We start from the raw sequence: 20,081 nt of genomic DNA on the forward strand, positions 1-20,081 counted from the left end.
CTTAGGTGTGTTCTATAGATACAGAATTTATTGATAGTTAAATTTCTTATATAAGTCTATTCATTTTCAAGCATATTAGATGAAGTTTATGCACAAATATGCATATCAGGTAGTGCGACCACCTATCAGCCAGGCTATCTTGATTAGGAACATGTCAATTCTTTAGCAAAACCTACCAAAGCTGCGCTATTTTGTGCGCCAGGCCTAAAAGCCTACGCTAACGCGCTCAACAGGCTAAAGCCTCGAACAAAAAGACCCAAGTTTCTAACCTTGGGTCAAATAAATGCTTTAACTAATTTACGAAGCCGCTAATTTACTTATACGCTCTCAATCTCGTTGAGTTTTGCATCAACCAATGTTGCCCCAAGGGTATTTTTGAAATGCGCAAGCGCAAACTGATGATTCTCAGGCGTCAGCGATGCAACTGCTGGCTCAACAACCTCAATGTGATAACCCAGGTTGTAAGCGTCAACCGCTGTGTGCAGCACGCAGATGTCGGTAAGAACGCCGGTTAGGATGACCGTGTTAATGCCGCGCTCCCTCAGACGAATATCAAGATCAGTTCCCGAGAAGGACGAATAGTGACGCTTGTCCATCCAGAACACATGGCTGTCATCTTTGTGCTGCTGATAGAAATCATTCAGAGGGCCAAACAGGTCTCTACCACTTGTTCCAATAATATTGTGAGGTGGGAAAAGCTTAGTCTCTGGATGGAAGTTGTCTTCTGGATCGTGAGCATCAATAGCAAAGAAAATATAATCGCCACGATCAAAAGCGCACTTTGTAGCTTCATAAATAGCATCTGAAATAGCCTGAGCTGGCTTACCTGCTGTAAGCTTTCCGTCATCTGCTACAAAATCGTAGGTGTAGTCAATTGAAATCAAAGCCTTCTGCATGATAGATCACGCTTCTTTCTTAAGCTCAAAAGAGCGACCAGTAAAAGAATAGACGCCACCCATTGTACAGGTGACGTCTCTGTATTCCACGTTCAACACGTAAATGTTTTATGTGTACGTACTTGTCTCATATCAACGGCACACTTACTTCTTCTGAGAGATTATCAGGTCAACGTTTTCTGTCTTAGTGTCTTCCATGCTCTTACCACCTTTGATGTGGTAGTACTCAACAACTGCATTTACCTCAGTCTGATCAGCAAGAGGTTTTTTCTGATAAGAATCATTAATAACAAATGCAAAGACCCTCTCGCCGCTCTCAAGATAGTTGGAATCGTTAGCCCATACGGAATTCTCAGAATTATCTAACTTAAAGGTGCAATTTACCCAGTTTTCAGATCTATTGATAATCTCAAAGACATAGCCTTCAGAGTAACCATCTGGGGATTTAGCAATACCAACATACCTGACATAGAGATCGTCATTATCGATAAGAACCTTGTCAACCTCGGTCTTCAGCTTAAAGCGCATCTTGTATTCGCCCTTAGTAGAAGAGAAGTTATACGCAATAGTGCCCTTGTCTGCCATTGCGTCAAAAGGCTTGTACTTAAAGCTGGAATAATCACCAGATGTTTTAGTAACTTGCTTCAGGACTGCCTTGGAACCGTCAGAGCCCTCAACGGTCATCTGACCCGAAGAATCAACGGTTGCTGTATAGCTTCCAGCATTGCCTGCAAGGGTGATAGTGAGCTTTCCATTAGCATCAACAGACCAGGTAAAAGGCTTCTGAGCGCCAAAACGGATAAAATTACCCGTGCCGTCATCAGCAAAGTCATAGCCATAAATTGACTTCATGGATTCTACTGCCGTTGGGTAAACACTCTCGGGGATATCTCCCTGGCTAGGATCACTAATAGACTTTGCTTCCCAAACGCCCACAAACGGAGCACGTGCAGCCTTCTTCTCTTCTGCTTCCTTCTGAGCTGCAATCTCTTCAGGAGATGGTCCGCCAATGTTAGGAGTACAAGCCGTAAACACAATGCTGGTAGAAAGCACAAGTGTAAGTACAAGCATAAAAAGTAGTCTACGCTGTTTCAAGAAAGTCCCTCCAACACCAAAGCTCTCTAGATTGACAATGTCCTTTCTTGGCGACACTTTTTTAACGAAGTTCATTCTGCTCAATCTAGGTATCGTCTGAGTGCATTACTTATTCTGTGAAATCGTCAAATCAAACTGCTCGGTCTTCTCGTCTTCAAGACTGCTTCCATCTGCAACATGGGAATACTTAAAAGTTCCCTTAGATTCAGAAAGCTTAGCCAGAGGTACATCTGCTTTGGAGCTATCAACTACAAACTCATAGAATCTCTCACCAGGCTCAAGAACATTAAGAGCTGTTCCAAACACAGTGGAATCCGAATTATCCAGCCTAAAGTCATATGAAGCCGTCTTATCGGACTTGTTGATTACCTCAAAAACATAACCTTCGGTTTGACCGCTTGGTGTTGTGGCGATTCCAACATATCTAACGTACATGTCGTCATTATCAACAACAACCCTGTTGACCTCGGTAACTACCTTAAAATTCATGTAGAAGTCATCATGGGAGGAATAATTTCCTCCAATAGTTCCCTTACCCGTAAGTGCATCAAATGGAGCATATTTAAGAGAAGAGTAATCACCTGAGGTTTTAGTTACTTGGGTAAGCACTGCCTTGGAACCGTCAGAGCCCTCAATGGTCATCTGGCCTGAGGAATCAACGGTTGCTGTATAGCTTCCGGCGTTGCCAGCAAGAGTGATGGTAATCTTGCCATCGGCATCAGCGGTCCAGGTAAAGGGCTTCTGAGCACCAAAACGGATGAATAGTCCAGTGCCGTCATCGGAAAAGTCATAGCCGTAAATGGCCTGGAATGTGTCTCTTGCTGTTGGATAGACACTCTCGGGAATCTCGCCCTTCTTTGGATCACTAATAGACTTTGCTTCCCAAACGCCCACAAACGGAGCAAGAGCAGCCTTCTTCTCTTCTGCTTCCTTCTGAGCTGCAATTTCTTCAGCCGAAGGCCCACCAATGTTAGGAGTGCAAGCTGTAAACATAACACCAGTAGAGAGCGCCAAGATGAGCGCAAGAACTGGCAGTATTTTACGTTTTTTCATCAAGTGTCCTTTCAATAGTAGAGAGCACGCTGAAGATATGCGTTCTTTTGCTACTCAGACTTAGGAGGGATATTTAGGTCAAGCTGTACTTTCTCCCTTTCCGAAACAGGTGTATAGGTTGTTGCGTTACTGTAACCAATAGAAACCGTAGCTTTTGGATTAGAAAGTGCCACAAGAGATCCAGGTGTTTGCGAGACATTAGGAACGAACAAATAGAACTTCTCACCAGGTTGTAAGGAGGCTTGACCAAAGGCATTCAGAGGACCAACTCGATCTCCAAGAGAGAACTCTCCGTAAAATGAGTCAGGAGACTTGTTGATAATCTCAAATACGTAACCTTCTTGAGAGCTTCCCGGTACCTGAGCGATAGCATACAGATTCATATACAGCTTATCTGTATCGATAAGAACTTTATTGACCTCTCGAGTTATTTCAAAATTCTTGAACTTGAGATCATCATACCTGACCATGGTTGGTACGGTACCTTTATTGGTAAGTTGGTCAAATGGCTGATAGGTAGCACTTGCATAGTCTCCAGCAGTAGTTGAAATCTGCTTAAGCTCGGCGTCAGTCTCATCGTCACCAGTGCCCTTGAGCCTTAACCTGCCAGTCTCAGCGTCAATCTGTCCCGTAAAATATCCCGCAGTTCCCTCAAGGGTAACTGTAATCTTTCCTTCTGCATCAACAGTCCAGGTAAAAGGCTTCATTATGCCAAAGCGAGTAAACAAGCCAGTTCCATCCTCAGCAAAGCTGAAAGCATAAATTGCATGGAACTGTTCTTTATAATCGTCGTAGGCTGCTCCCTCCCTCAGGTTTCCTAGTCCGGGTTCAAAGATGTCATAAGCTTCCCAAACACCTACGATCTGACCAGCAGACTTTTTATTTCCTGCGGGACTGTTATCCCCTGATGAGCATGCACTAAGCACTGCACTTACAGAAAGCACCAGTGCAAGCAGGCATCCTAACAGCATTTGACGCTTTTTCATTAAACTTCCTTCCATACGTGCAGCGATATAAAACTAACTCTTAACTGTTACTTGCTCTGCCCAGTAGGCAAATCAAATGTCACGGTTTTCTCGTCATTATGAAGGGCACCATTGCTAGAGTGGTCATACTCAAGAGTGCCTTTTACATCCGTGACTTCAGAAAGTGACTTATCTCTACGTTGGTCATTAAGAACATACTCATAGACTCTCTCACCTGGCTCTAACACGTTAAATCCATAAGCCCAATAACCATCGGTTGGATCTTGAATAGTAAATTGATAGCCGGTTGTATAAGGAGTTCTATTAATAACCTCAAAGACATAGCCCTCAAAACCCTTGAGGTCTTTAAGGGAAGCGATGCCAATAAGCCTTACATAGAGCTCATCGGTATCAACAATAACCTGATCAAGCTCAGTGGTGATATTAAAGCGTAGTTTAGTTTCATGCGATGACTTGTTTTTAGAAATATTGCCTGTTCCTGTTAGTGGATTAAATGGCTCATACCTAATATGAGAATAATCACCTGAGGTTGTACTTACCTGAGTAAGGATAGCTTTAGAACCATCAGAGCCTTCAACGGTCATCTGGCCTGAAGAATCAACGCTTGCTGTATAGCTTCCAGCATTACCTGCAAGGGTAATAGTAAGCTTTCCATCGGCATCAACAGACCAAGTAAATGGCTTTTGTGCACCGAAGCGAACAAACAAACCAGTGCCATCGTCAGAGAAGTCATAGCCATAAATTGCTAGATAAACATCTCTAACATCTTTGTACATGTCTTCAGTGACTGTGCCATTTTTTTCATCCTCAATTGACTTGGCTTCCCAAATGCCTACAAAGGGAGCAAGAGCAGCTTTCTTCTCTTCTGCTTCCTTCTGAGCGGCAATTTCTTCTGCGGAGGGACCAAAAATATTAGGGTTACACGCAGTAAATACAACACCTGATGAAAGCGCAAGGACCAATGCACAAGTCAGTGCTAGTTGACGTCTTTTCATTAAGCATCCTTTCAGTGGGAGCAGTGCCAAATTAAAAAATTTAAGCCTCTACTATCCAATATGTTACAATAAATCTCTCAAATAGGATAATTTTAATATCCTGAACGGTTCTATCAGTTAAAAGGAGGACGATTTATGTCGCTTCCAACTCCACCAGAAGCACCACAAAAACCCGCTCAAAAACAGGAAATTCCAGGCAACGTTTATCTTTACGATAAAAACGACACCTCCCCAATTCCTCTTACCTACGATGTAATTGATTTTGGTAAACCTCAGGGAGCTGCGAGCCCTCTTGTTGGTTGGGCAGCCGGTGCGTTTTTTGCTGTTGGCGGCCTCTGGAATTTCTTTAATTTAAATGGTGAGGGCACCATTTTTGCAGGAATTCTTTTGTGCGCCATTGGTGGCTTACTTATTGCAGCTGGTTTCTTTATGAATGGCTATAGCATTATTGCTAATGCAAATGGATTCAGGTCTGGAACAGCCAATAGTGGAGAAGTTACCGAGTGGCCTGTTGATCGTGGTTACTTTACTGTTAAGGTCCGCGTTGGTGCTAACAAGACAGCTCGTATGGCTATGAACAACGCAACTCTAACTATTACTAGACCAGATAACCTTCCTCTTTCTGTCCAGCAAGTTACTTTCACAGGTTCTAACACTGCTGAACTTAAGCAGCGCTGTGAAGTACAGGCTGACCGCATCTGGAACTGGGCTGTTGCAAAGGGATATATTATTTAACGTGTTTTAAAGGCTCAACCGGCCACAAGCCACAGGCCACAGTCCACAAATTGCCAAAAAGAACGCTCCTAGGAACTTCTGTTTCTAGGAGCGTTTTGTTCTAGTCAAACTTTTATTACAGCTTACTGCTGCTTTTTCTTGCGGAGACCAAGTGCAGTCAGTACAGTTCCAAGCGTTGTAAACATATGAAAAGAAAGTACAGATATGCTGCTAAAACACCCAGCTAAAGATATTCTTAAAATATCTATAACTGGGTGAAAAATACTTTTGCCAACAAAAATGTTGATAAAAACTAAAGCGACTGAATAATCTCTTCTCCGCGAGCATTCTGCGGGATAAAACGAACCTCACGACGAGGCTCAGCGTCGTCAGATCCCAGCTCTTCCTCAGATAGCCTAGAAACATACACATCAAGGGTTCTCTCGCCAATCTGCTCTGCAAATTGCTCTCCCCACTCGATGATAGTTGGACCATCAGACTCAAGTGCATCGTACAGGCCGGTATCTTCAAGCTGGTCGGGATCGTTCAAGCGATACAGGTCAAAGTGGTAGAGCGGTATGGTTGTGCCCTCGTAAACCATCTCGATAGTAAAGGTTGGGCTGGTCACGTCATCCGTGACGCCCATGCCAGCAGCGATGCCTTTGGTGAGCTGCGTTTTTCCAGCGCCCAGGTCTCCTGTAAGCACCAGAACGTCTCCCGCTTGCAGGAGTTTGCCCAGAATCTGACCAAGAGCAATAGTTTGCTCGGTGGTGGTAGAAACATACGTGCCGGCCGCAGTTTTTTCTGGCAGGTTGTTTGTTGCAGCGTCGTTTGCGCTGGTAGAAAGGTTATTCACAAGATCCTCCTCGAGGGTGTTCCTCAAGCCAATCAGCAAGAAGTCGCAGGTCATCTTTGAGGAACTGCGCCCACTCCTTACGGTAAATAGTTGATGCGGGATGCATGGTGGGTAGCACGCTAAAAGCGCCTATCTGATAAAACTTGCCGCGCAGCTCCGTCACGCCCTTATCGGTATGCATGACAAACTGCGTTGCAAAATTTCCCAGGCAGACAATAACGTCTGGTCTAATGGCACGAATCTGATCGCGAAGGTATGGGGAGCACTCCTCCACCTCAGCTACCTTGGGATTTCTGTTTGAAGGTGGTCGGCATTTGACCACATTAGAGATAAAAACATCCTGGCGAGAAAGGCCAACTTCTTCTAACAGTGTATCAAGCTTTTTGCCCGATACGCCCACGAAAGGCTGACCGCTTAGATCCTCATTTTTACCAGGAGCTTCTCCCACAATCATGACACGAGCTGTAGGATTTGGGCCACCAAACACAATGTTGGTGCGTGTTTCCCACAGCGGACACTTCTTGCAATCAGCAATCTGCTCACGAATCTCGTCAAGCGTGACTGCCATTAGATGTACACCTTATCGAGGCGCGCACCAAAGTTGCAAACTACCTCGTAATTGATGGTCTCGCGAAGGTCAGCCATCTCATCTGCAGTGATTTCTTGGTCACCGTCTTTGCCGATAAGGGTAACCACGTCACCATGGCGAATTTCGTGTGCAGGCTTATTAGCGTGTGTACCTGCGGTATCAACAGCAATCATAAACTGATCCATGCAGATATTACCCACCTGGCGGACACGGTCTCCGCGCGTCAAAACATCCATGCGGTTAGAAAGGCTACGTGCAAGTCCGTCGGCGTAGCCAATAGGCACGGTAGCTACCTGGATGTTATTGCGAGGAACACGCCACGTCATACCGTAACTAACGCCGTCGCCAACAGCCGGATAGACCACGCGCGTCACGCGACCGCGCACGCTCATAACGGGCTGCAGGTCAATGCGGGGAATGGTGAGCTTGCTTGGATGAAGTCCATACAGGCCAATGCCCACGCGAACCATATCAAACTGGATATCTTTGTGCAGAACAGTGCCAGGGGTGTTATCAGCGTGAACCAAGCCCAGCTCATAGCCCGCGTTTTTGAGTGCCGTAACCGCTTCAATAAAGCGATTAACTTGCAGGTCAAAGTCCCAGTTGTCGAGCACGTCGGCCGTAGCAAAATGCGTAAACGTACCAGCGCATTCAAGACCCCTGTGGAAATCGATAGAACCGCGAACCTCAAGTAGATCTTCTCGCCTGACGCCAATGCGGGTCATGCCGGTATCGATGGCCAGGTGATAGCGGCCAACCTTATTAGCTGCGGCGGAAGCCTCGCCATACGCAAGGGCAAAGTCCACCGTGTAGACGGAAGGCATGATATCAAAGCGGACGAGGTCTGGAATGGAAGTGACTGGAGGCTCGGAAAGCACCAGGATGGGGTTATCAATACCGGAACAGCGCAGTTCAACACCCTCATCGACTGTTGCAACGGCAAACTGATCAGCACCCACGGACTGCATGGCTTTAGCGCACTGAGCAGCGCCGTGACCATAGGCGTCGGCCTTGACCACACACATCATTTTGACACCGCGGTTAAGCTGGGCCTTAAACGCCTTTACATTGTGGCGGACGGCAGAAAGATCAATCTCTATCCAAGCCCATCTATCCTGGGGATATGCCGACATCAGGCTCACCTACTCCGCAGCTTCTTCAAAGTCTGTCATAGGGAATGCAATCTGCTCTTCAAGTGCATCGGAGGCAAGGCCAATAACGTCACAGATGTCGCCAGCCATAGCTCCGCGTACACCGAACTTCTCGGCAGCTAGCTGACCTGCGTATGCGTGAACCTCACAGGCAAGTGAGCAGAAGGTTGGCAGGTCATCAACTTGACCAGCAACCTGAGCCAAGCGGCCAGCAATAGTACCAGCAAGAACGTCGCCAGAGCCAGCAGTTGCCAGCGTAACGGGACCAGGCTTGGGCAGAACAGCTTTCTGAACGCCCACGCAACCGGTAGCGGTGCCCTTAGCAACAATGACCAGCTCAGAGCCACCGTCTGCCCAGACAATCTTGCGGGCAGCCTCAAGCTGACCCACCAAGCTTGCAGGAGGATTGTCTACCTGGTTAACCAGGCGACCAAGCTCGCGACGATGCGGCGTCATGATGAGCGGAGCGGTACGACGAGTGAGCTCGGGGAAATCTGGGAGGTTGTTATTGGTGAGGCGAGCAATGCAGTTGAGCGCGTCGGCGTCAACAATAACGGGCAGCTCAGAGTCAAGCAGCGCGGAGGTAACCTTGACGGTTCCTCCAGAGACGCGCATGCCAGGGCCAACCAGCGTAACGGTGCGCATAGCGGCAAGCTGCAGCACCAGTGGAGCTGCTTCCTCGGTAAACACGCCCTCAGCGTCGCACGGGAGGCCAATAACGGGAACCTCTGGCAACATCATCTGAACGCAGCTGACAATGGCCTCAGGAACTGCCAGCGTAACGTAGCCAGCGCCCGCACGAGCAGCTGCCTTAGCAGCAAAAACAGCAGCTCCGGGGAAGCGGCTTGAGCCACCAACCACCAATACGGATCCACGAGAGTATTTATCGCAGTCGTTGAGCTGGGCAGGAACAGAAGCAAGATAATCTTCCAGGTCAACGCGCCAGGCAACAGGATCTGCCTCAACAACCAGACGCTCAGTCTGCTCGGCCAGAGGAGCCACAACAATGGAGCCGCAAACGTCGCGGCCTGCGTCTGCAATAAGGCCGGGCTTGAGCGCAATCATGGTAACGGTAACGTCAGCGACAACACACGCGCTTTCTACCTGGCCCTTCTGCGCAGAAAGGCCACTGGGAACGTCAACGGAAAGTACGCGAGCACCAGACTGATTCAGGCACTCAATCCAAATATCAAACGGAGCACGGACCTTGCCGTGGAAGCCGGTGCCCAGCATGCAATCAAGCACCACGTCAGCCGTTGCCAGCAGGTCAATCAGCTCCTGACGAGAAGGGCCAACAAGCACGGAAACTCCCGCGCGAACGGCGCGCTGCGCCATTTGACGTGCAAGATCGCCGGAAATCTGATCAGGCTCAAGCGGAGTGACTACCTTAACGTTGCAGTTTCTAGAGCGCAGCGCTTCTGCTGCCACCCAGCCATCTCCACCGTTATTGCCAAGACCTACGAGGATGACAACGTTAGAGATGTCCCCTCCCATGCCAAGGGCCTCTTGAGCAGCAGCGTAACCTGCACGGTGCATGAGCTCGGAAACGCTCACGCCCACGCGTGTCAGCGCAATCTCTACGCGCTTGATGTCCTCAACATTTAGTACCGGCTGCATAACTTACTCCTCGGATTTAACAACATCATCAAAGGTTGTCTCAATTATAGGTTCTTGCACGCGCTCAAGCTCATCCAACACAGAACGAGCTTCTTTGAACGAACGTGCCAGCTCTTGGGCAGCATCTTCCTTTTGATCTACCTTGGGTTTTACGGCGTTGGTTACCGCAACCGCATTGGCTACCGCCACGTCTCTGGTGTACGAGATAGAAAGCGCAATCTCCTGCACGCCCTGCTCGGCTGCAATCTGTGCAGCCTTGCCCGCAAGACGAGCCTGTGGCCTGCCCAGCTGATCTCTCTCAACAGAAACATCCTGAAAACCAATACCAGACGAGAAACCCGTTCCTAAGGCTTTGAGCACGGCTTCTCTTGCTGCAAAGCGAGCAGCATAGTGCTCCGCAGGACGAGCAGTGCGCTCACAATACGCACGCTCGGCATCGGTGAACATACGGCGAATAAAGTGAGGGCGTCTCTCAATTGCCTGCTGCATGCGGGCAATCTCAAGCATATCTACACCTATTCCTGCCAGTGCCATCGTATCCCCTGGATCTATCTGCGCTTAAGCGCTGAGCCTATACTCCTCAAGTGCGTCGAGCACAATCTGATTTGCCTGCTGGCAGAGCTCATCGGTTGGAGCTTCTGCAAGAACGCGCACCAAAGGCTCTGTTCCGGAAGCGCGGACCAACACGCGACCATTGCCCTCAAGGAACTTCTCGGCAGCTGCAACTGCGTCGTTGACCTTAGGAGACTGCATAGCAGCCTCTTTGTCGGTGACGCGAACGTTAACCAACTGCTGTGGATATAGTGTAACGGGACGAGTCAGCTCAGAGAGTTTCTCGCGCTCTGCTCGTAAGACCTCCATAATACGGAGGCTGGTCAAGATGCCGTCACCAGTCTTTGCCAGGTCACCAAAGATGATGTGACCACTCTGCTCGCCACCCAGACTGTACTCGTTCTCGTTCATGCAAGCGTAGACGTACTTATCACCTACGCTAGTTTTCTCGTAAGAGAGGCCAGCGTCGTCAAATGCTTTGAACAAGCCAAAGTTGCTCATGACGGTAGTAACCACGGTCTGCTTTGCCAGGCGACCATACTTGTTGAGGTAGGTGCCGCAAACGTAGAGAATCAAGTCTCCATCAACCACGTGGCCGCGCTCGTCAACTGCCAAGCAGCGGTCAGCGTCACCATCGTAGGCAAAGCCCACGTCAAGACCATTCTGGACCACAAAACGCTGCAGCTGGTCAATGTGGGTGGAGCCGCAATCAACATTGATGTTGAGGCCGTTTGGAGCGTTGTTGATAACGTGGGTCTCGGCGCCCAGTGCGTCAAAAACAGGGCGAGCAACACTAGAAGCTGCGCCGTTAGCGCAATCCAGGCCAATCTTCAGGCCCTGGAGGCTAAAACCGCAGCTAGCAATAAGGCTGGAGATGTAGCGGTTGCGGCCCTGCATGTAATCAACCGTGCGGCCAATGCTGTCACCGGTTGCCAGAGGAACGTCAAACTCGCCGTCAATATAGGCCTCTACCTGCTCAAGGACGTCCTCGTCCATCTTGTAGCCGTCTTTGTTGACCAGCTTGATGCCGTTATCGGTGAACGGATTGTGGGACGCAGTAATCATGACGCCGCAGTCAAAGGCACCGTCTACTACCTCAAAGCTAACACCAGGCGTAGGAATGACGTGCAGCATGTACGCGTCAGCACCAGAAGCAACCAGGCCCGAGACAAGCGCGGACTCAAACATATAGCTTGACCTGCGGGTATCCTTACCAATGATGATACGAGCCTTGCGAGCCTGCTTAGCTCCGTAATACCAGCCAATGAAACGGCCAATTTTATACGCGTGATCGACGTTCAGACCCTCGTTTGCGCGGCCTCTAAAGCCGTCGGTTCCAAAGTACTTCATAAGCGTCTCCTAGCTGCAAAGGTAATGTTGTCGGGTGGAGAGCAACGTGCGCGCGAAGCGCCAGCGAACTACTCGACAGGTGGGGCTTCTCGCCAGATGGCGAGAAGAACGTGCGGACTGAAGTGGTTGCGTAAATATGCAAAATGCAACCATTTAAAAGTATACAAAAAAGAGACCTGCCGATATACAACAGGTCTCTTTGTGAGGACTTTTTTGGGTCCAGCGGCCTTAGCGCTTGGAGAACTGAGGACGCTTACGAGCCTTCTTCAGACCGTACTTCTTACGCTCGACCGCACGAGAATCGCGGGTGAGGTAGCCGGCCTTCTTAAGGTCATCACGATACTCGCCAGCCTCAAGAAGAGCACGAGCGATGCCCAGGCGAAGTGCGCCGGACTGACCATTGATGCCGCCGCCATCGCAGTTTGCGAAGACGTCAAAGCGCTCAAGGGTATCGGTAATGCGGAGAGGTGCGGTTGCGTTGTCTACGAGCTGCTGGCGACCAAAGTACTGGGTTGCCTCGCGGCCATTAACGGTAACCTTACCAGTTCCAGGAACAAGACGAACACGAGCGACGGCCTCTTTACGACGGCCGGTGCCGGTGTAAACAGCGGTGTTATCTGCCATCGTTTAGCCCTCCAGCTCAATCTTGACGGGATTCTGTGCAGCATGTGGGTGCTCAGCGCCGGCGTAAACCTTAAGCTTCATACCCTGCTTGCGACCAAGAGTGGTCTTAGGAAGCATGCCCTTGACTGCGTGCTCAACAACACGCTCTGGGTGCTTCTCCATCTCTTCCTTGAAGGAAGTGATCTTCAAGCCACCAAGGTAGCCGGAGTGACGCCAATACTCCTTGTGGTCAGCCTTAACACCAGTAAGGACGATCTTGTCTGCATTGATGATGACAACAAAGTCACCAGTATCAGCGTTTGGGGTGTACTGTGGCTTGTTCTTACCACGAAGAATCATGGCAGCCTTTGTAGCCAGACGACCGAGCGTTGCGCCCTCAGCGTCGATGAGCACCCACTTGCGCTCGACTTCGCCAGCCTTGGCGAACTGAGTCGACTTCTTCACTTGACTCCTCCTACGAATTACGAGTTGATAACCCCTGGACGGGTCATCGATGCTTTTTCTTGTCAGAGATTACGGGGCTCTGTGGAAAAGCCTTAAAAGTATACTCCACTCTTTAGCAGTTGTACGCGGGAATTTTGAACGCTTCACGAATGCAACAATTCGTTCAAATTTGACGGGTTTCTCCACATTGAAAAGCCGTCCACAGCACAAGAACAACCACTTGGCCTGCTGTGCGATGCATTTTGTTTCGACTTTTTATTTCATAGGGCGAGAAGTGCGGGCGTGCTCGTATGTTTACACCAAGGTCAAAGCTACAACGTCAGGAGGAAACAATGCGTGACACAGATTTTGTCGCACGTTTGCACCGGAACATTGCGTTGCTGGGCAGCCAGCTCAAAACCCGCTTCAAGAACCATGTTGTTCTGAGCACCTCGCTTGCTCTGTTTGCGGCGCTTTTGCTGGTGATTCCATTTTATGGTTGCTCACCAGCCGCTTCTGAGAACGCTCAGGGCAGCTCAACCGCTCAAACGGAGGCGCAGAAAGACGAAGCTCCTAAAGGTACGGTTAAGGCGACATCGTTCTACTCGCCAACCCTTGGTCTGGACTGGAACTACGACGTCTACCTGCCTGCAGACTACGAGTCCAATCCCGATAAGACGTATCCTGTTATTTACATGCTGCATGGCCTGTATGGCAATCACCGCAATCTGCTTGAGCGCTTTGATTCATCTGCGATGCTTGACGAGGCCATTCAAACCGCTGGTCAGGGAGCTATCGTAGTCTTTGTCGACGGCTTTAATAGCTTCTACATTGACTCCGCTGATCGCGGCCTCAAGATGGAATCCGCCATCATGAACGACCTGGTACCTTACATTGAGAGCACGTATCGCGTGTCAAAGGACCGCAAGGATCACGCAATCGGCGGCATTTCCATGGGCGGTTATGGTGCAGCTCGTTTTGTTTTGCACCACTCCGATTACTTTAGCAAGGGCATTCTGCTCTCGCCTTCCGTTTGGACAACGCTTGCTGACGACAACTTTATTTATACGTCTCAGCACGCCTTTAGCGACGGCACCACCAGCTGGTCATGGGATCTGTACAAGAAGCTGTTCCCAACTCAGTATCTTGGTGAGGTTGATCCAAGTCAGGTTTCGTTCTTTGTTGCAACAACATCAGACGACGGCGTAGTGCCTGTTGCTGACGTGGACGCCTTTGTTGAGCAGCTCAAAAATGCTGGCATCAACGTTGATTACCAGCGCGACTCCGGCGACAACCACAACTGGAAGTACTGGTCCAGGGTTGCCCCAACTGCGTATGCTTGGGCTCTCGACCAGTTCAAGAGCGCTGACAGCAAGTAAGCGCTGACGGCGCGCCGGGCAGCGCGGGGCGGCGCAGGGCGAGCGGCGTGTGCGCCACCGGGCCGCGGGTCCAAGGCGAGCCGCGAGTGCGCCGGGTTTCTCGCCAGAAAAGACCGCGGACATGCGCGTAACAACGCTGTCCGCGGTTACTTTTTTGCCGAAACTGAAGTATTATCAGCGTAGATAACTTGCGCCGCTTGGAAGTGCCGTTCAAGCGCCGATTGCGGCGCCGCAAACCGAGGAGCGACTATGCCCAGCATCTACACCGTCACGCTCAACCCCGCTCTGGACAAGACCGTCCAGGTGCCAAATTTTGCCGTTGACCAGGTGAATCGCATCACGTGGCTCAGGCAGGACGCGGGCGGCAAGGGCATCAATGTCTCCAAGGTTATCGCTAAGCTGGGCGGAGAGTCTACCGCTATCGCCGTTCTTGCAGGTCAAACCGGCAAATGGATCGCCGATACACTTGGCGAGAATAACATCAAGGTCCAGACGATTTCTGTTCCTGGCGAGACGCGCACCAACCTGAAGGTCGTTGATACTGAGGGCGGCACCAATACCGACATCAACGAGCCTGGTCCCGAGGTCACCGACACCATGCTTGACCAGGCACTTGCTGACGTGATTGCCAAGACTTCCGCTGGCGATATTGTGGTTCTTTCCGGAAGCCTCCCCCGCGGAGCTGCCGCTGATACGTATGGCCGCTGGACTCGTGCTCTGCGCGACGCCGGGTTGAAGGTATACCTGGACGCTGACGGCGCAGCCCTCTCAGCTGGCCTCGAGCAGAAGCCATACTTCACCAAGCCAAACGATCACGAGCTCTCCGCCATGCTTGGCCGTGAGCTTGCCGACGTGGACGCGATCGCCGCCGCCGCATCCGAGATTGTTGCTGGTGGCATCGACACGGTCTGCGTTTCCATGGGCGGCAACGGCGCCGTCTACGCTACGGCCGACGAGGTTTGGTATGCTGGTCCAGTAAAAGTCCAGGTAGGAAGTACTGTCGGTGCTGGTGACTCCGTTGTGGCGGCGCTTGCCTTTGCAGATGCACAGGGCCTCTCGACAGAAGACGCGCTGCGACTGGCCATGGCCACGGGCGCCGCAAACGTCATGGAGAGCGGAACTCAGGCGGCGGAGCGCTCGGTTGTGGATTCGCTTATCGAGAAAGTGCAGCTCACACGCCTGCGCTAGCGTTCGGGGTGCGAGCACGCGGGGAGCTGCGGGTGCACCGGGTTTCTCGCCAGGCGGGCCTGTCTAGCAATGTGCGCCTAAAAAGTGCAAAGAATCTGTATTTGAGGCACAGATTCTTTACAGAAATCAGGCAAATCCACAGATTCTTTGATGATTTTAGGCAAAATTTACAGATTCTTTGACAAAATCAGGCGCGTGAACGATAGGCGCTTTGACCCTAAATTTTGAGCCTGAAAACTGCATCATGTCTGAGTAAGTTTACTCAGACATGGCGATAAAAACCGGCAAAATCACTCAGACATGGTGCACTTTTCCGGCAAATAGTTCAGACATGGCGAGAAAATCAGGCGCGCATAATGTCGTGCGCATAACGTCGCGGGCATAACGTCTCACTCGAAGCGCCGTCGTGCGAAAACGCTCGCGACCTTTCCGCAGTTAATCAGTAGCACCCGCGGTTTTCCTGCGGTTGCATTCGAGCTTCCAGCCAATCATCCAACCAACTGCAAGAACGTAATTCTCGATAGCGCCCACCAAATTTACCGACTCGTGAGCACTCAAAAAATGGATGAAGTGATTGGTTCCAATTCCAATGCCGCCCAGAATCAGCGCGAGCAAAATCGCACGTAGATAGACCCAATCGTAGTGGAAGCAAGTGGTGACCAAAATGATGAGTACCGCGAGATTCCAAAAACCAATCTCTCGCTGCCATCCGGTTGAAATGCCATAAGCAGCGTTGCTTCCCATGTACTCGGGGGCGACGATCTGCAGAATTGCCGCACCGGTCATCGCGACGATGACCAGCGCAAACATTACCTTCAAAAACTTGTTCATTGGCGTCTTCAAAACAAACTCTTTTCGTATCAATTTTTGATTCCTGCGCAGGTCGCGCGAGCGCTAGCTCGCGCACCCTACTCGATAAAACTTTTAATCTCTTCGAGGCGCTCAAGTGCAACTTGGCGGCCTGTCAGGTACAGAGACAACAGGGCCTCACCGGACTTCTCGTTAACTTTAACTTCAACTGGCTCGGGAGGCTCAAGCACCAGCACTCTACCCTCTTCCTCCAGCTCAAAGAGCTGTTTGCGCTGATCCATGTAACGCTCGGCGCGAGAAGCCAATGCGGCTTCAAAGTACGGATATGAGGAATAGAGCTGTGAGCGAATGGCAATCTGCTCGTTGACGTCGGTTTTTACGAAGTTCCTGTCCTGCGTGACAATGACCAGCGCTTTCTTTGCTGGCGTATGGTCAGGTACGTCAACCGCACGCTCTGCTTTTCCGTCGGGCAGGCCAAGCGCCGCCGCAAAAGGAATTGAATCGGTAGTTCCGCCGTCCAAATAACGATGTCCGTCCAGCTCAACCATGCGAGAAACCGTTGGCATCGACGCGGACGCTCGGACCATGGTCACGTCTTCCGGAAACTTTTTTACGTGCAGATACGCCGGTGTGCCAAACGTAACGTCGGACGCCACCGCGTACATCTGCATGGGATTTTGGTTAAACACCTCGTTATCGCAGGGATCCAGGCGGTTTTGAATCTCGTCAAACATGAAATCCGCACCCGCAATGTCGCCAGTAGTGATCAGCGAGCGGATCGAAAGAAAACGGGGGTCGTCCCTAAATGCCAGCATAATGCGCATGGCACGACCCATCTGCTTAGACCTAAAACTCACAGCGTTGATGGCACCTGCGGAAACTCCCCACACACTCTCAAAGTTGGTGACGCCCTTCTCGCGAAGCACATCAAGGATTCCAGCGGTAAAAATGCCTCGATAACTGCCGCCTTCTAGAACAAGCGCAGTTGAAGATGAGTGCGCCGACTCCTGGCGCGCGCCGCCGTTCTGCGAGAGTTTTTGCTGCTGATCGTCCATAACAACCTCCGAACTTTGTTATTCAGAGTGTACCCAATTTCTGCCCGGCCGCCCGCCCGGTTTTCCACACAAAAAAGCGCCTGAATATCAGGCGCTTTACATGCACGTTATATTTTTCTGGCGAGAAACCCGTCGGCTTTACAACTCGGTCGGCGCCGCAGGCTCTTCCCCTACTTGCGAACCTTACGAGAAGCAGCAACAAAACCAAGGCCGCTTACTGCAAGAACAGAAGCTGGAACTACAACATCTGCGATACCAGTTGCAGGGAGTACGGACTTCTTCGCTGGTGTTGGTGCAGGAGCTGGAGCAGGAGCTGGAGCAGGCTCTGGCTCTGGCTCTGGCTCTGGCTCTGGTGCTGGAGCTGGAGTTGGATCAGGGGTTGGAGTTGGAGTTGGAGTTGGAGTTGGATCAGGAGCTGGGATGCGAACAAACTGAACTTCAATGACCTCGTCAAAATCAAGCGCAGGAGTCCAGTGACCCTTAACGGTAACAGTGCCATCGCCGTTGTCGACAATGACTACGCCGTCAGCATTGCCAACCATAAATCCGTCTGGAATTGGGTTAGTAACATCAGGAAGGAAGTATGCGTCCTCAGGAGCGTATGGATTAACCGTTGGATCCATGAGCTGCTCTCTAGTTGGTGCAGGAATAGGAGTTACGCCAGTAGTAGCAGTAGCACCGGTAGTGCTTGTAGGAGCAGGCGCTGTGCCCTCTGCCAGCGCAAATGCTGGAGCAAGTGCCAATGCGGCTACAAGAGCAGATGAAGCGATGCATACCTTTAAGTTCTTCATGTGGCTTTTGCGCAAATTTTTATGCACCATACGGATGACCAGATACACAAGAATTTTTAGCGCATTCCTTTCTGGTATGGATTATTTAGTTTCTCCGTAAGCAGATACTATCATATACATACTGTACAAATGTCGCATCTGGTCGACATATTCCGTGAACGCACAAAAAATTTGAACGACCTTTAAAACTATTTTTCCAAAATTTGATAACATTTCTGCAGGTAAACTATTACGCAACTCAGAGTTGACAAATTTCCAACTCAACTTGGTGGTGTGCAATCAAGGCAATTTTTAGAGTAATAGCCATCACATGTGAATCCCACCACATCACCAACAGAAAGGAATAGCCGTGTTACTGAGCGAGAAAATCATGAGCCTCAGAAAGCGTAATGGTTGGTCACAAGAAGAGCTTGCACAACAGCTTGGCGTTTCGAGGCAGTCAGTTTCTAAATGGGAGTCTATGGCTTCCATGCCTGATATTCAAAAGATTATGGCTATGAGCGAGCTCTTTGGCGTTTCCACAGACTACCTGCTCAAAGACGAGCTTGAAGAGCTTCCAGCCACTGCCATCGCTGTTGATTATGCGGCCTCTTCGGGGCAGGTTGACTCTTCGGATCCCGCTGCCGCAAGCACCGTAGGCAGCACCACGGACAGCACTGACGGCGGCACCGTTGGCGAATCTTCCACTGACAACGCATCTACCAGCAAAACTGTGGCACCGAAGCTCAGCGTTTCTCTCGACACAGCCACCGAATACCTGGATGCAATCGCACGAACTTCTCGCCCCACGGCAGGTGCAATTACCCTCTTTATCCTGGGGCCCGCGCTTCTTGTCTCGCTTGCAACATACAGCGAAGACGCGCTTTACTTTGATCCGATGCACATTTCTCCAGATGCGATGGGTATCGCAGGCATTTGCATCATGATGCTCTTCATTGCTGCGGGCGTTGGCCTGCTGATTCTCCAGGACATGAAGCTCGCGAAGTTTAAGCAGCTCAAGGAGGCCTCTCTCGAGCTCCAGTACGGTGTCGAAGCCGCCGTTCGTAGACGCGCCGAGTCAACCGAATCGTTGCGCTACATGCAACAAGCCGCCGGTGTCTGCCTTACCATCCTGAGCGCCATCCCCTTCCTTATTGCCTCGTACTATGGGACTGGCCTCATCTTTGCCCTTGGCTTCTTCGTGGCAGCAATTCTGGTTTCTCTTGGCGTTTACCTGCTGGTTTACTCGGGAATCATCAGAGATGGCTATAGGGTTCTTCTCCAGGAAGGCGATTTCTCTCACGACGAGAAAAGCAACAAGAGAGACTCCAAATCCGCAGCATTGAAGTACAGGCCAATTGCCAGGGCGTATTTTGGCACCATTACCTTGCTGTACGTGGGCTATAGCTTAATCACCAAGGACTGGAAAAGTTCCTGGATTATCTGGCCTGTTTCCGCGCTCCTCTACCACATCATCATCAGCATCCTGAACGCTCTGGAGAAAAAGTAAGCGCGACCATCAGATCGCGACCGCTCGGGCGCACGGCAGACACGCTGGTCGGAGGCGCTGGTCAGGTGTGACTCGCAAGAGCTCGGTCTTCTCGACAGGCCGAGCTCTTTTGTGTGCGACCACAAGGATCCCTAGAAAGACACCTGCTTTTTGTTGCCCGCGCAATCCAAAACCGATGCAAATATGTGCGTCATGCTGGCGCTGTAGATTTTTGAACCTCGATTAATCCAAAAGTGAACTAATTATGGTCGTGTCCCGAAAAGTGGTGTAAGCAAGCATTTCAGGTGTTTAAAAGAAGTGCGGTTATTTCCTAAAATATAGTCAGCACAACCAATTCAGAAAGGAAATAACCGCAATGCAAACTTTACACGAAACTGAGCTCTCCTACACCCAAGATCACAAATTAGATTTAAACGGTATGGCACGAACACTACTTGAAGACTTAGTAAAATACCGTAATGGTTGAGC

At 50.3% G+C, this 20,081-nt stretch carries 20 protein-coding genes; 4 read left to right on the forward strand and 16 right to left on the reverse strand.

Features of this window, described 5'->3' with window-relative positions:
- Positions 1-317: 317 nt before the first annotated feature.
- From HMPREF1492_RS03665 to HMPREF1492_RS03685, 5 genes are all read right to left on the reverse strand, one after another.
- Entirely contained in the window at positions 318-896 is a 579-nt protein-coding gene (locus tag HMPREF1492_RS03665) for a cysteine hydrolase family protein (RefSeq protein ID WP_035436013.1), read from the reverse strand.
- Positions 897-1,040: 144 nt separating this feature from the next.
- Positions 1,041-1,967 carry a hypothetical protein gene (locus HMPREF1492_RS03670; RefSeq protein ID WP_232215610.1) on the reverse strand — a complete coding sequence of 309 codons (927 nt, stop codon included), beginning with the start codon at positions 1,965-1,967 and terminating at the stop codon, positions 1,041-1,043.
- Positions 1,968-2,096: 129 nt separating this feature from the next.
- Positions 2,097-3,044 (reverse strand): hypothetical protein, encoded by a 948-nt coding sequence (locus HMPREF1492_RS03675; RefSeq protein WP_035436015.1) that lies wholly within the window; start codon positions 3,042-3,044, stop codon positions 2,097-2,099.
- A 50-nt stretch (positions 3,045-3,094) separates the two neighbouring features.
- Positions 3,095-4,030, reverse strand: coding sequence for a hypothetical protein (locus HMPREF1492_RS07700; protein WP_198014339.1), 936 nt, complete (start codon positions 4,028-4,030; stop codon positions 3,095-3,097).
- Positions 4,031-4,077: 47 nt separating this feature from the next.
- Entirely contained in the window at positions 4,078-5,025 is a 948-nt protein-coding gene (locus HMPREF1492_RS03685; RefSeq protein ID WP_051479386.1) for a hypothetical protein, read from the reverse strand.
- 135 nt (positions 5,026-5,160) lie between these two features.
- On the opposite strand from HMPREF1492_RS03685, the gene HMPREF1492_RS03690 reads away from it, so the two are divergent.
- Positions 5,161-5,760 carry a hypothetical protein gene (locus HMPREF1492_RS03690; protein ID WP_035436017.1) on the forward strand — a complete coding sequence of 200 codons (600 nt, stop codon included), beginning with the start codon at positions 5,161-5,163 and terminating at the stop codon, positions 5,758-5,760.
- A 292-nt stretch (positions 5,761-6,052) separates the two neighbouring features.
- Here HMPREF1492_RS03690 and tsaE read toward each other — a convergent pair whose 3' ends face one another.
- The 8 genes from tsaE to rplM form a co-directional block, all read right to left on the reverse strand.
- On the reverse strand, positions 6,053-6,595 hold the full coding sequence (gene tsaE / locus HMPREF1492_RS03695) for a tRNA (adenosine(37)-N6)-threonylcarbamoyltransferase complex ATPase subunit type 1 TsaE (RefSeq protein WP_232215611.1): 543 nt from the start codon (positions 6,593-6,595) through the stop codon (positions 6,053-6,055).
- Positions 6,588-7,163 (reverse strand): uracil-DNA glycosylase, encoded by a 576-nt coding sequence (locus HMPREF1492_RS03700; protein WP_035436020.1) that lies wholly within the window; start codon positions 7,161-7,163, stop codon positions 6,588-6,590. The genes tsaE and HMPREF1492_RS03700 overlap by 8 nt, the downstream gene beginning before the upstream one ends.
- Positions 7,163-8,317 carry an alanine racemase gene (gene alr, locus HMPREF1492_RS03705; RefSeq protein WP_035436022.1) on the reverse strand — a complete coding sequence of 385 codons (1,155 nt, stop codon included), beginning with the start codon at positions 8,315-8,317 and terminating at the stop codon, positions 7,163-7,165. The genes HMPREF1492_RS03700 and alr overlap by 1 nt, the downstream gene beginning before the upstream one ends.
- A 9-nt stretch (positions 8,318-8,326) precedes the next feature.
- Entirely contained in the window at positions 8,327-9,952 is a 1,626-nt protein-coding gene (locus HMPREF1492_RS03710; protein ID WP_035436023.1) for a bifunctional ADP-dependent NAD(P)H-hydrate dehydratase/NAD(P)H-hydrate epimerase, read from the reverse strand.
- A 3-nt stretch (positions 9,953-9,955) separates the two neighbouring features.
- Complete coding sequence (acpS, locus tag HMPREF1492_RS03715; RefSeq protein ID WP_035431588.1) at positions 9,956-10,486, reverse strand: holo-ACP synthase; 531 nt, start codon at positions 10,484-10,486, stop codon at positions 9,956-9,958.
- 24 nt (positions 10,487-10,510) lie between these two features.
- Entirely contained in the window at positions 10,511-11,854 is a 1,344-nt protein-coding gene (gene glmM, locus HMPREF1492_RS03720) for a phosphoglucosamine mutase (protein ID WP_035436027.1), read from the reverse strand.
- A 228-nt stretch (positions 11,855-12,082) separates the two neighbouring features.
- Positions 12,083-12,478, reverse strand: a complete 396-nt coding sequence (rpsI, locus tag HMPREF1492_RS03725) for a 30S ribosomal protein S9 (protein ID WP_035436029.1) — start codon at positions 12,476-12,478, stop codon at positions 12,083-12,085.
- A gap of 3 nt (positions 12,479-12,481) precedes the next feature.
- Entirely contained in the window at positions 12,482-12,922 is a 441-nt protein-coding gene (gene rplM, locus HMPREF1492_RS03730) for a 50S ribosomal protein L13 (RefSeq protein WP_035428787.1), read from the reverse strand.
- Positions 12,923-13,254: 332 nt separating this feature from the next.
- Here rplM and HMPREF1492_RS03735 point away from each other — a divergent pair, with 332 nt between their 5' ends.
- Complete coding sequence (locus HMPREF1492_RS03735; RefSeq protein ID WP_084054977.1) at positions 13,255-14,280, forward strand: alpha/beta hydrolase; 1,026 nt, start codon at positions 13,255-13,257, stop codon at positions 14,278-14,280.
- A gap of 249 nt (positions 14,281-14,529) precedes the next feature.
- Positions 14,530-15,468 (forward strand): 1-phosphofructokinase, encoded by a 939-nt coding sequence (gene pfkB / locus HMPREF1492_RS03740; protein ID WP_035436031.1) that lies wholly within the window; start codon positions 14,530-14,532, stop codon positions 15,466-15,468.
- 435 nt (positions 15,469-15,903) lie between these two features.
- On the opposite strand, the gene HMPREF1492_RS03745 is transcribed toward pfkB, so the two are convergent.
- The 3 genes from HMPREF1492_RS03745 to HMPREF1492_RS07705 form a co-directional block, all read right to left on the reverse strand.
- Complete coding sequence (locus tag HMPREF1492_RS03745; RefSeq protein WP_035436052.1) at positions 15,904-16,299, reverse strand: hypothetical protein; 396 nt, start codon at positions 16,297-16,299, stop codon at positions 15,904-15,906.
- A gap of 77 nt (positions 16,300-16,376) precedes the next feature.
- Positions 16,377-17,333 carry a patatin-like phospholipase family protein gene (locus HMPREF1492_RS03750; RefSeq protein WP_051479387.1) on the reverse strand — a complete coding sequence of 319 codons (957 nt, stop codon included), beginning with the start codon at positions 17,331-17,333 and terminating at the stop codon, positions 16,377-16,379.
- A 170-nt stretch (positions 17,334-17,503) separates the two neighbouring features.
- Entirely contained in the window at positions 17,504-18,124 is a 621-nt protein-coding gene (locus HMPREF1492_RS07705; RefSeq protein WP_198014340.1) for a hypothetical protein, read from the reverse strand.
- A gap of 349 nt (positions 18,125-18,473) precedes the next feature.
- Here HMPREF1492_RS07705 and HMPREF1492_RS03760 point away from each other — a divergent pair, with 349 nt between their 5' ends.
- Positions 18,474-19,613 carry a helix-turn-helix domain-containing protein gene (locus HMPREF1492_RS03760; RefSeq protein WP_035436037.1) on the forward strand — a complete coding sequence of 380 codons (1,140 nt, stop codon included), beginning with the start codon at positions 18,474-18,476 and terminating at the stop codon, positions 19,611-19,613.
- Positions 19,614-20,081: the final 468 nt, after the last annotated feature.

The sequence above is a fragment of the Atopobium sp. BS2 genome (assembly GCF_000565075.1).
Lineage (GTDB): Bacteria > Actinomycetota > Coriobacteriia > Coriobacteriales > Atopobiaceae > Lancefieldella.

Coding starts and splice junctions, on each gene's coding strand:
- HMPREF1492_RS07700 (WP_198014339.1), bottom strand. CDS start 4,030: ATGAAAAAGCGTCAAATGCTGTTAGGATGCCTGCTTGCACTGGTGCTT.
- glmM (WP_035436027.1), bottom strand. CDS start 11,854: ATGAAGTACTTTGGAACCGACGGCTTTAGAGGCCGCGCAAACGAGGGT.
- HMPREF1492_RS03685 (WP_051479386.1), bottom strand. CDS start 5,025: ATGAAAAGACGTCAACTAGCACTGACTTGTGCATTGGTCCTTGCGCTT.
- acpS (WP_035431588.1), bottom strand. CDS start 10,486: ATGGCACTGGCAGGAATAGGTGTAGATATGCTTGAGATTGCCCGCATG.
- HMPREF1492_RS03745 (WP_035436052.1), bottom strand. CDS start 16,299: ATGAACAAGTTTTTGAAGGTAATGTTTGCGCTGGTCATCGTCGCGATG.
- HMPREF1492_RS03710 (WP_035436023.1), bottom strand. CDS start 9,952: ATGCAGCCGGTACTAAATGTTGAGGACATCAAGCGCGTAGAGATTGCG.
- HMPREF1492_RS03675 (WP_035436015.1), bottom strand. CDS start 3,044: ATGAAAAAACGTAAAATACTGCCAGTTCTTGCGCTCATCTTGGCGCTC.
- HMPREF1492_RS07705 (WP_198014340.1), bottom strand. CDS start 18,124: ATGAAGAACTTAAAGGTATGCATCGCTTCATCTGCTCTTGTAGCCGCA.
- pfkB (WP_035436031.1), top strand. CDS start 14,530: ATGCCCAGCATCTACACCGTCACGCTCAACCCCGCTCTGGACAAGACC.
- HMPREF1492_RS03750 (WP_051479387.1), bottom strand. CDS start 17,333: ATGGACGATCAGCAGCAAAAACTCTCGCAGAACGGCGGCGCGCGCCAG.
- HMPREF1492_RS03665 (WP_035436013.1), bottom strand. CDS start 896: ATGCAGAAGGCTTTGATTTCAATTGACTACACCTACGATTTTGTAGCA.
- HMPREF1492_RS03700 (WP_035436020.1), bottom strand. CDS start 7,163: ATGGCAGTCACGCTTGACGAGATTCGTGAGCAGATTGCTGATTGCAAG.
- HMPREF1492_RS03735 (WP_084054977.1), top strand. CDS start 13,255: ATGCGTGACACAGATTTTGTCGCACGTTTGCACCGGAACATTGCGTTG.
- HMPREF1492_RS03670 (WP_232215610.1), bottom strand. CDS start 1,967: ATGCTTGTACTTACACTTGTGCTTTCTACCAGCATTGTGTTTACGGCT.
- rpsI (WP_035436029.1), bottom strand. CDS start 12,478: ATGGCAGATAACACCGCTGTTTACACCGGCACCGGCCGTCGTAAAGAG.
- alr (WP_035436022.1), bottom strand. CDS start 8,317: ATGTCGGCATATCCCCAGGATAGATGGGCTTGGATAGAGATTGATCTT.
- HMPREF1492_RS03690 (WP_035436017.1), top strand. CDS start 5,161: ATGTCGCTTCCAACTCCACCAGAAGCACCACAAAAACCCGCTCAAAAA.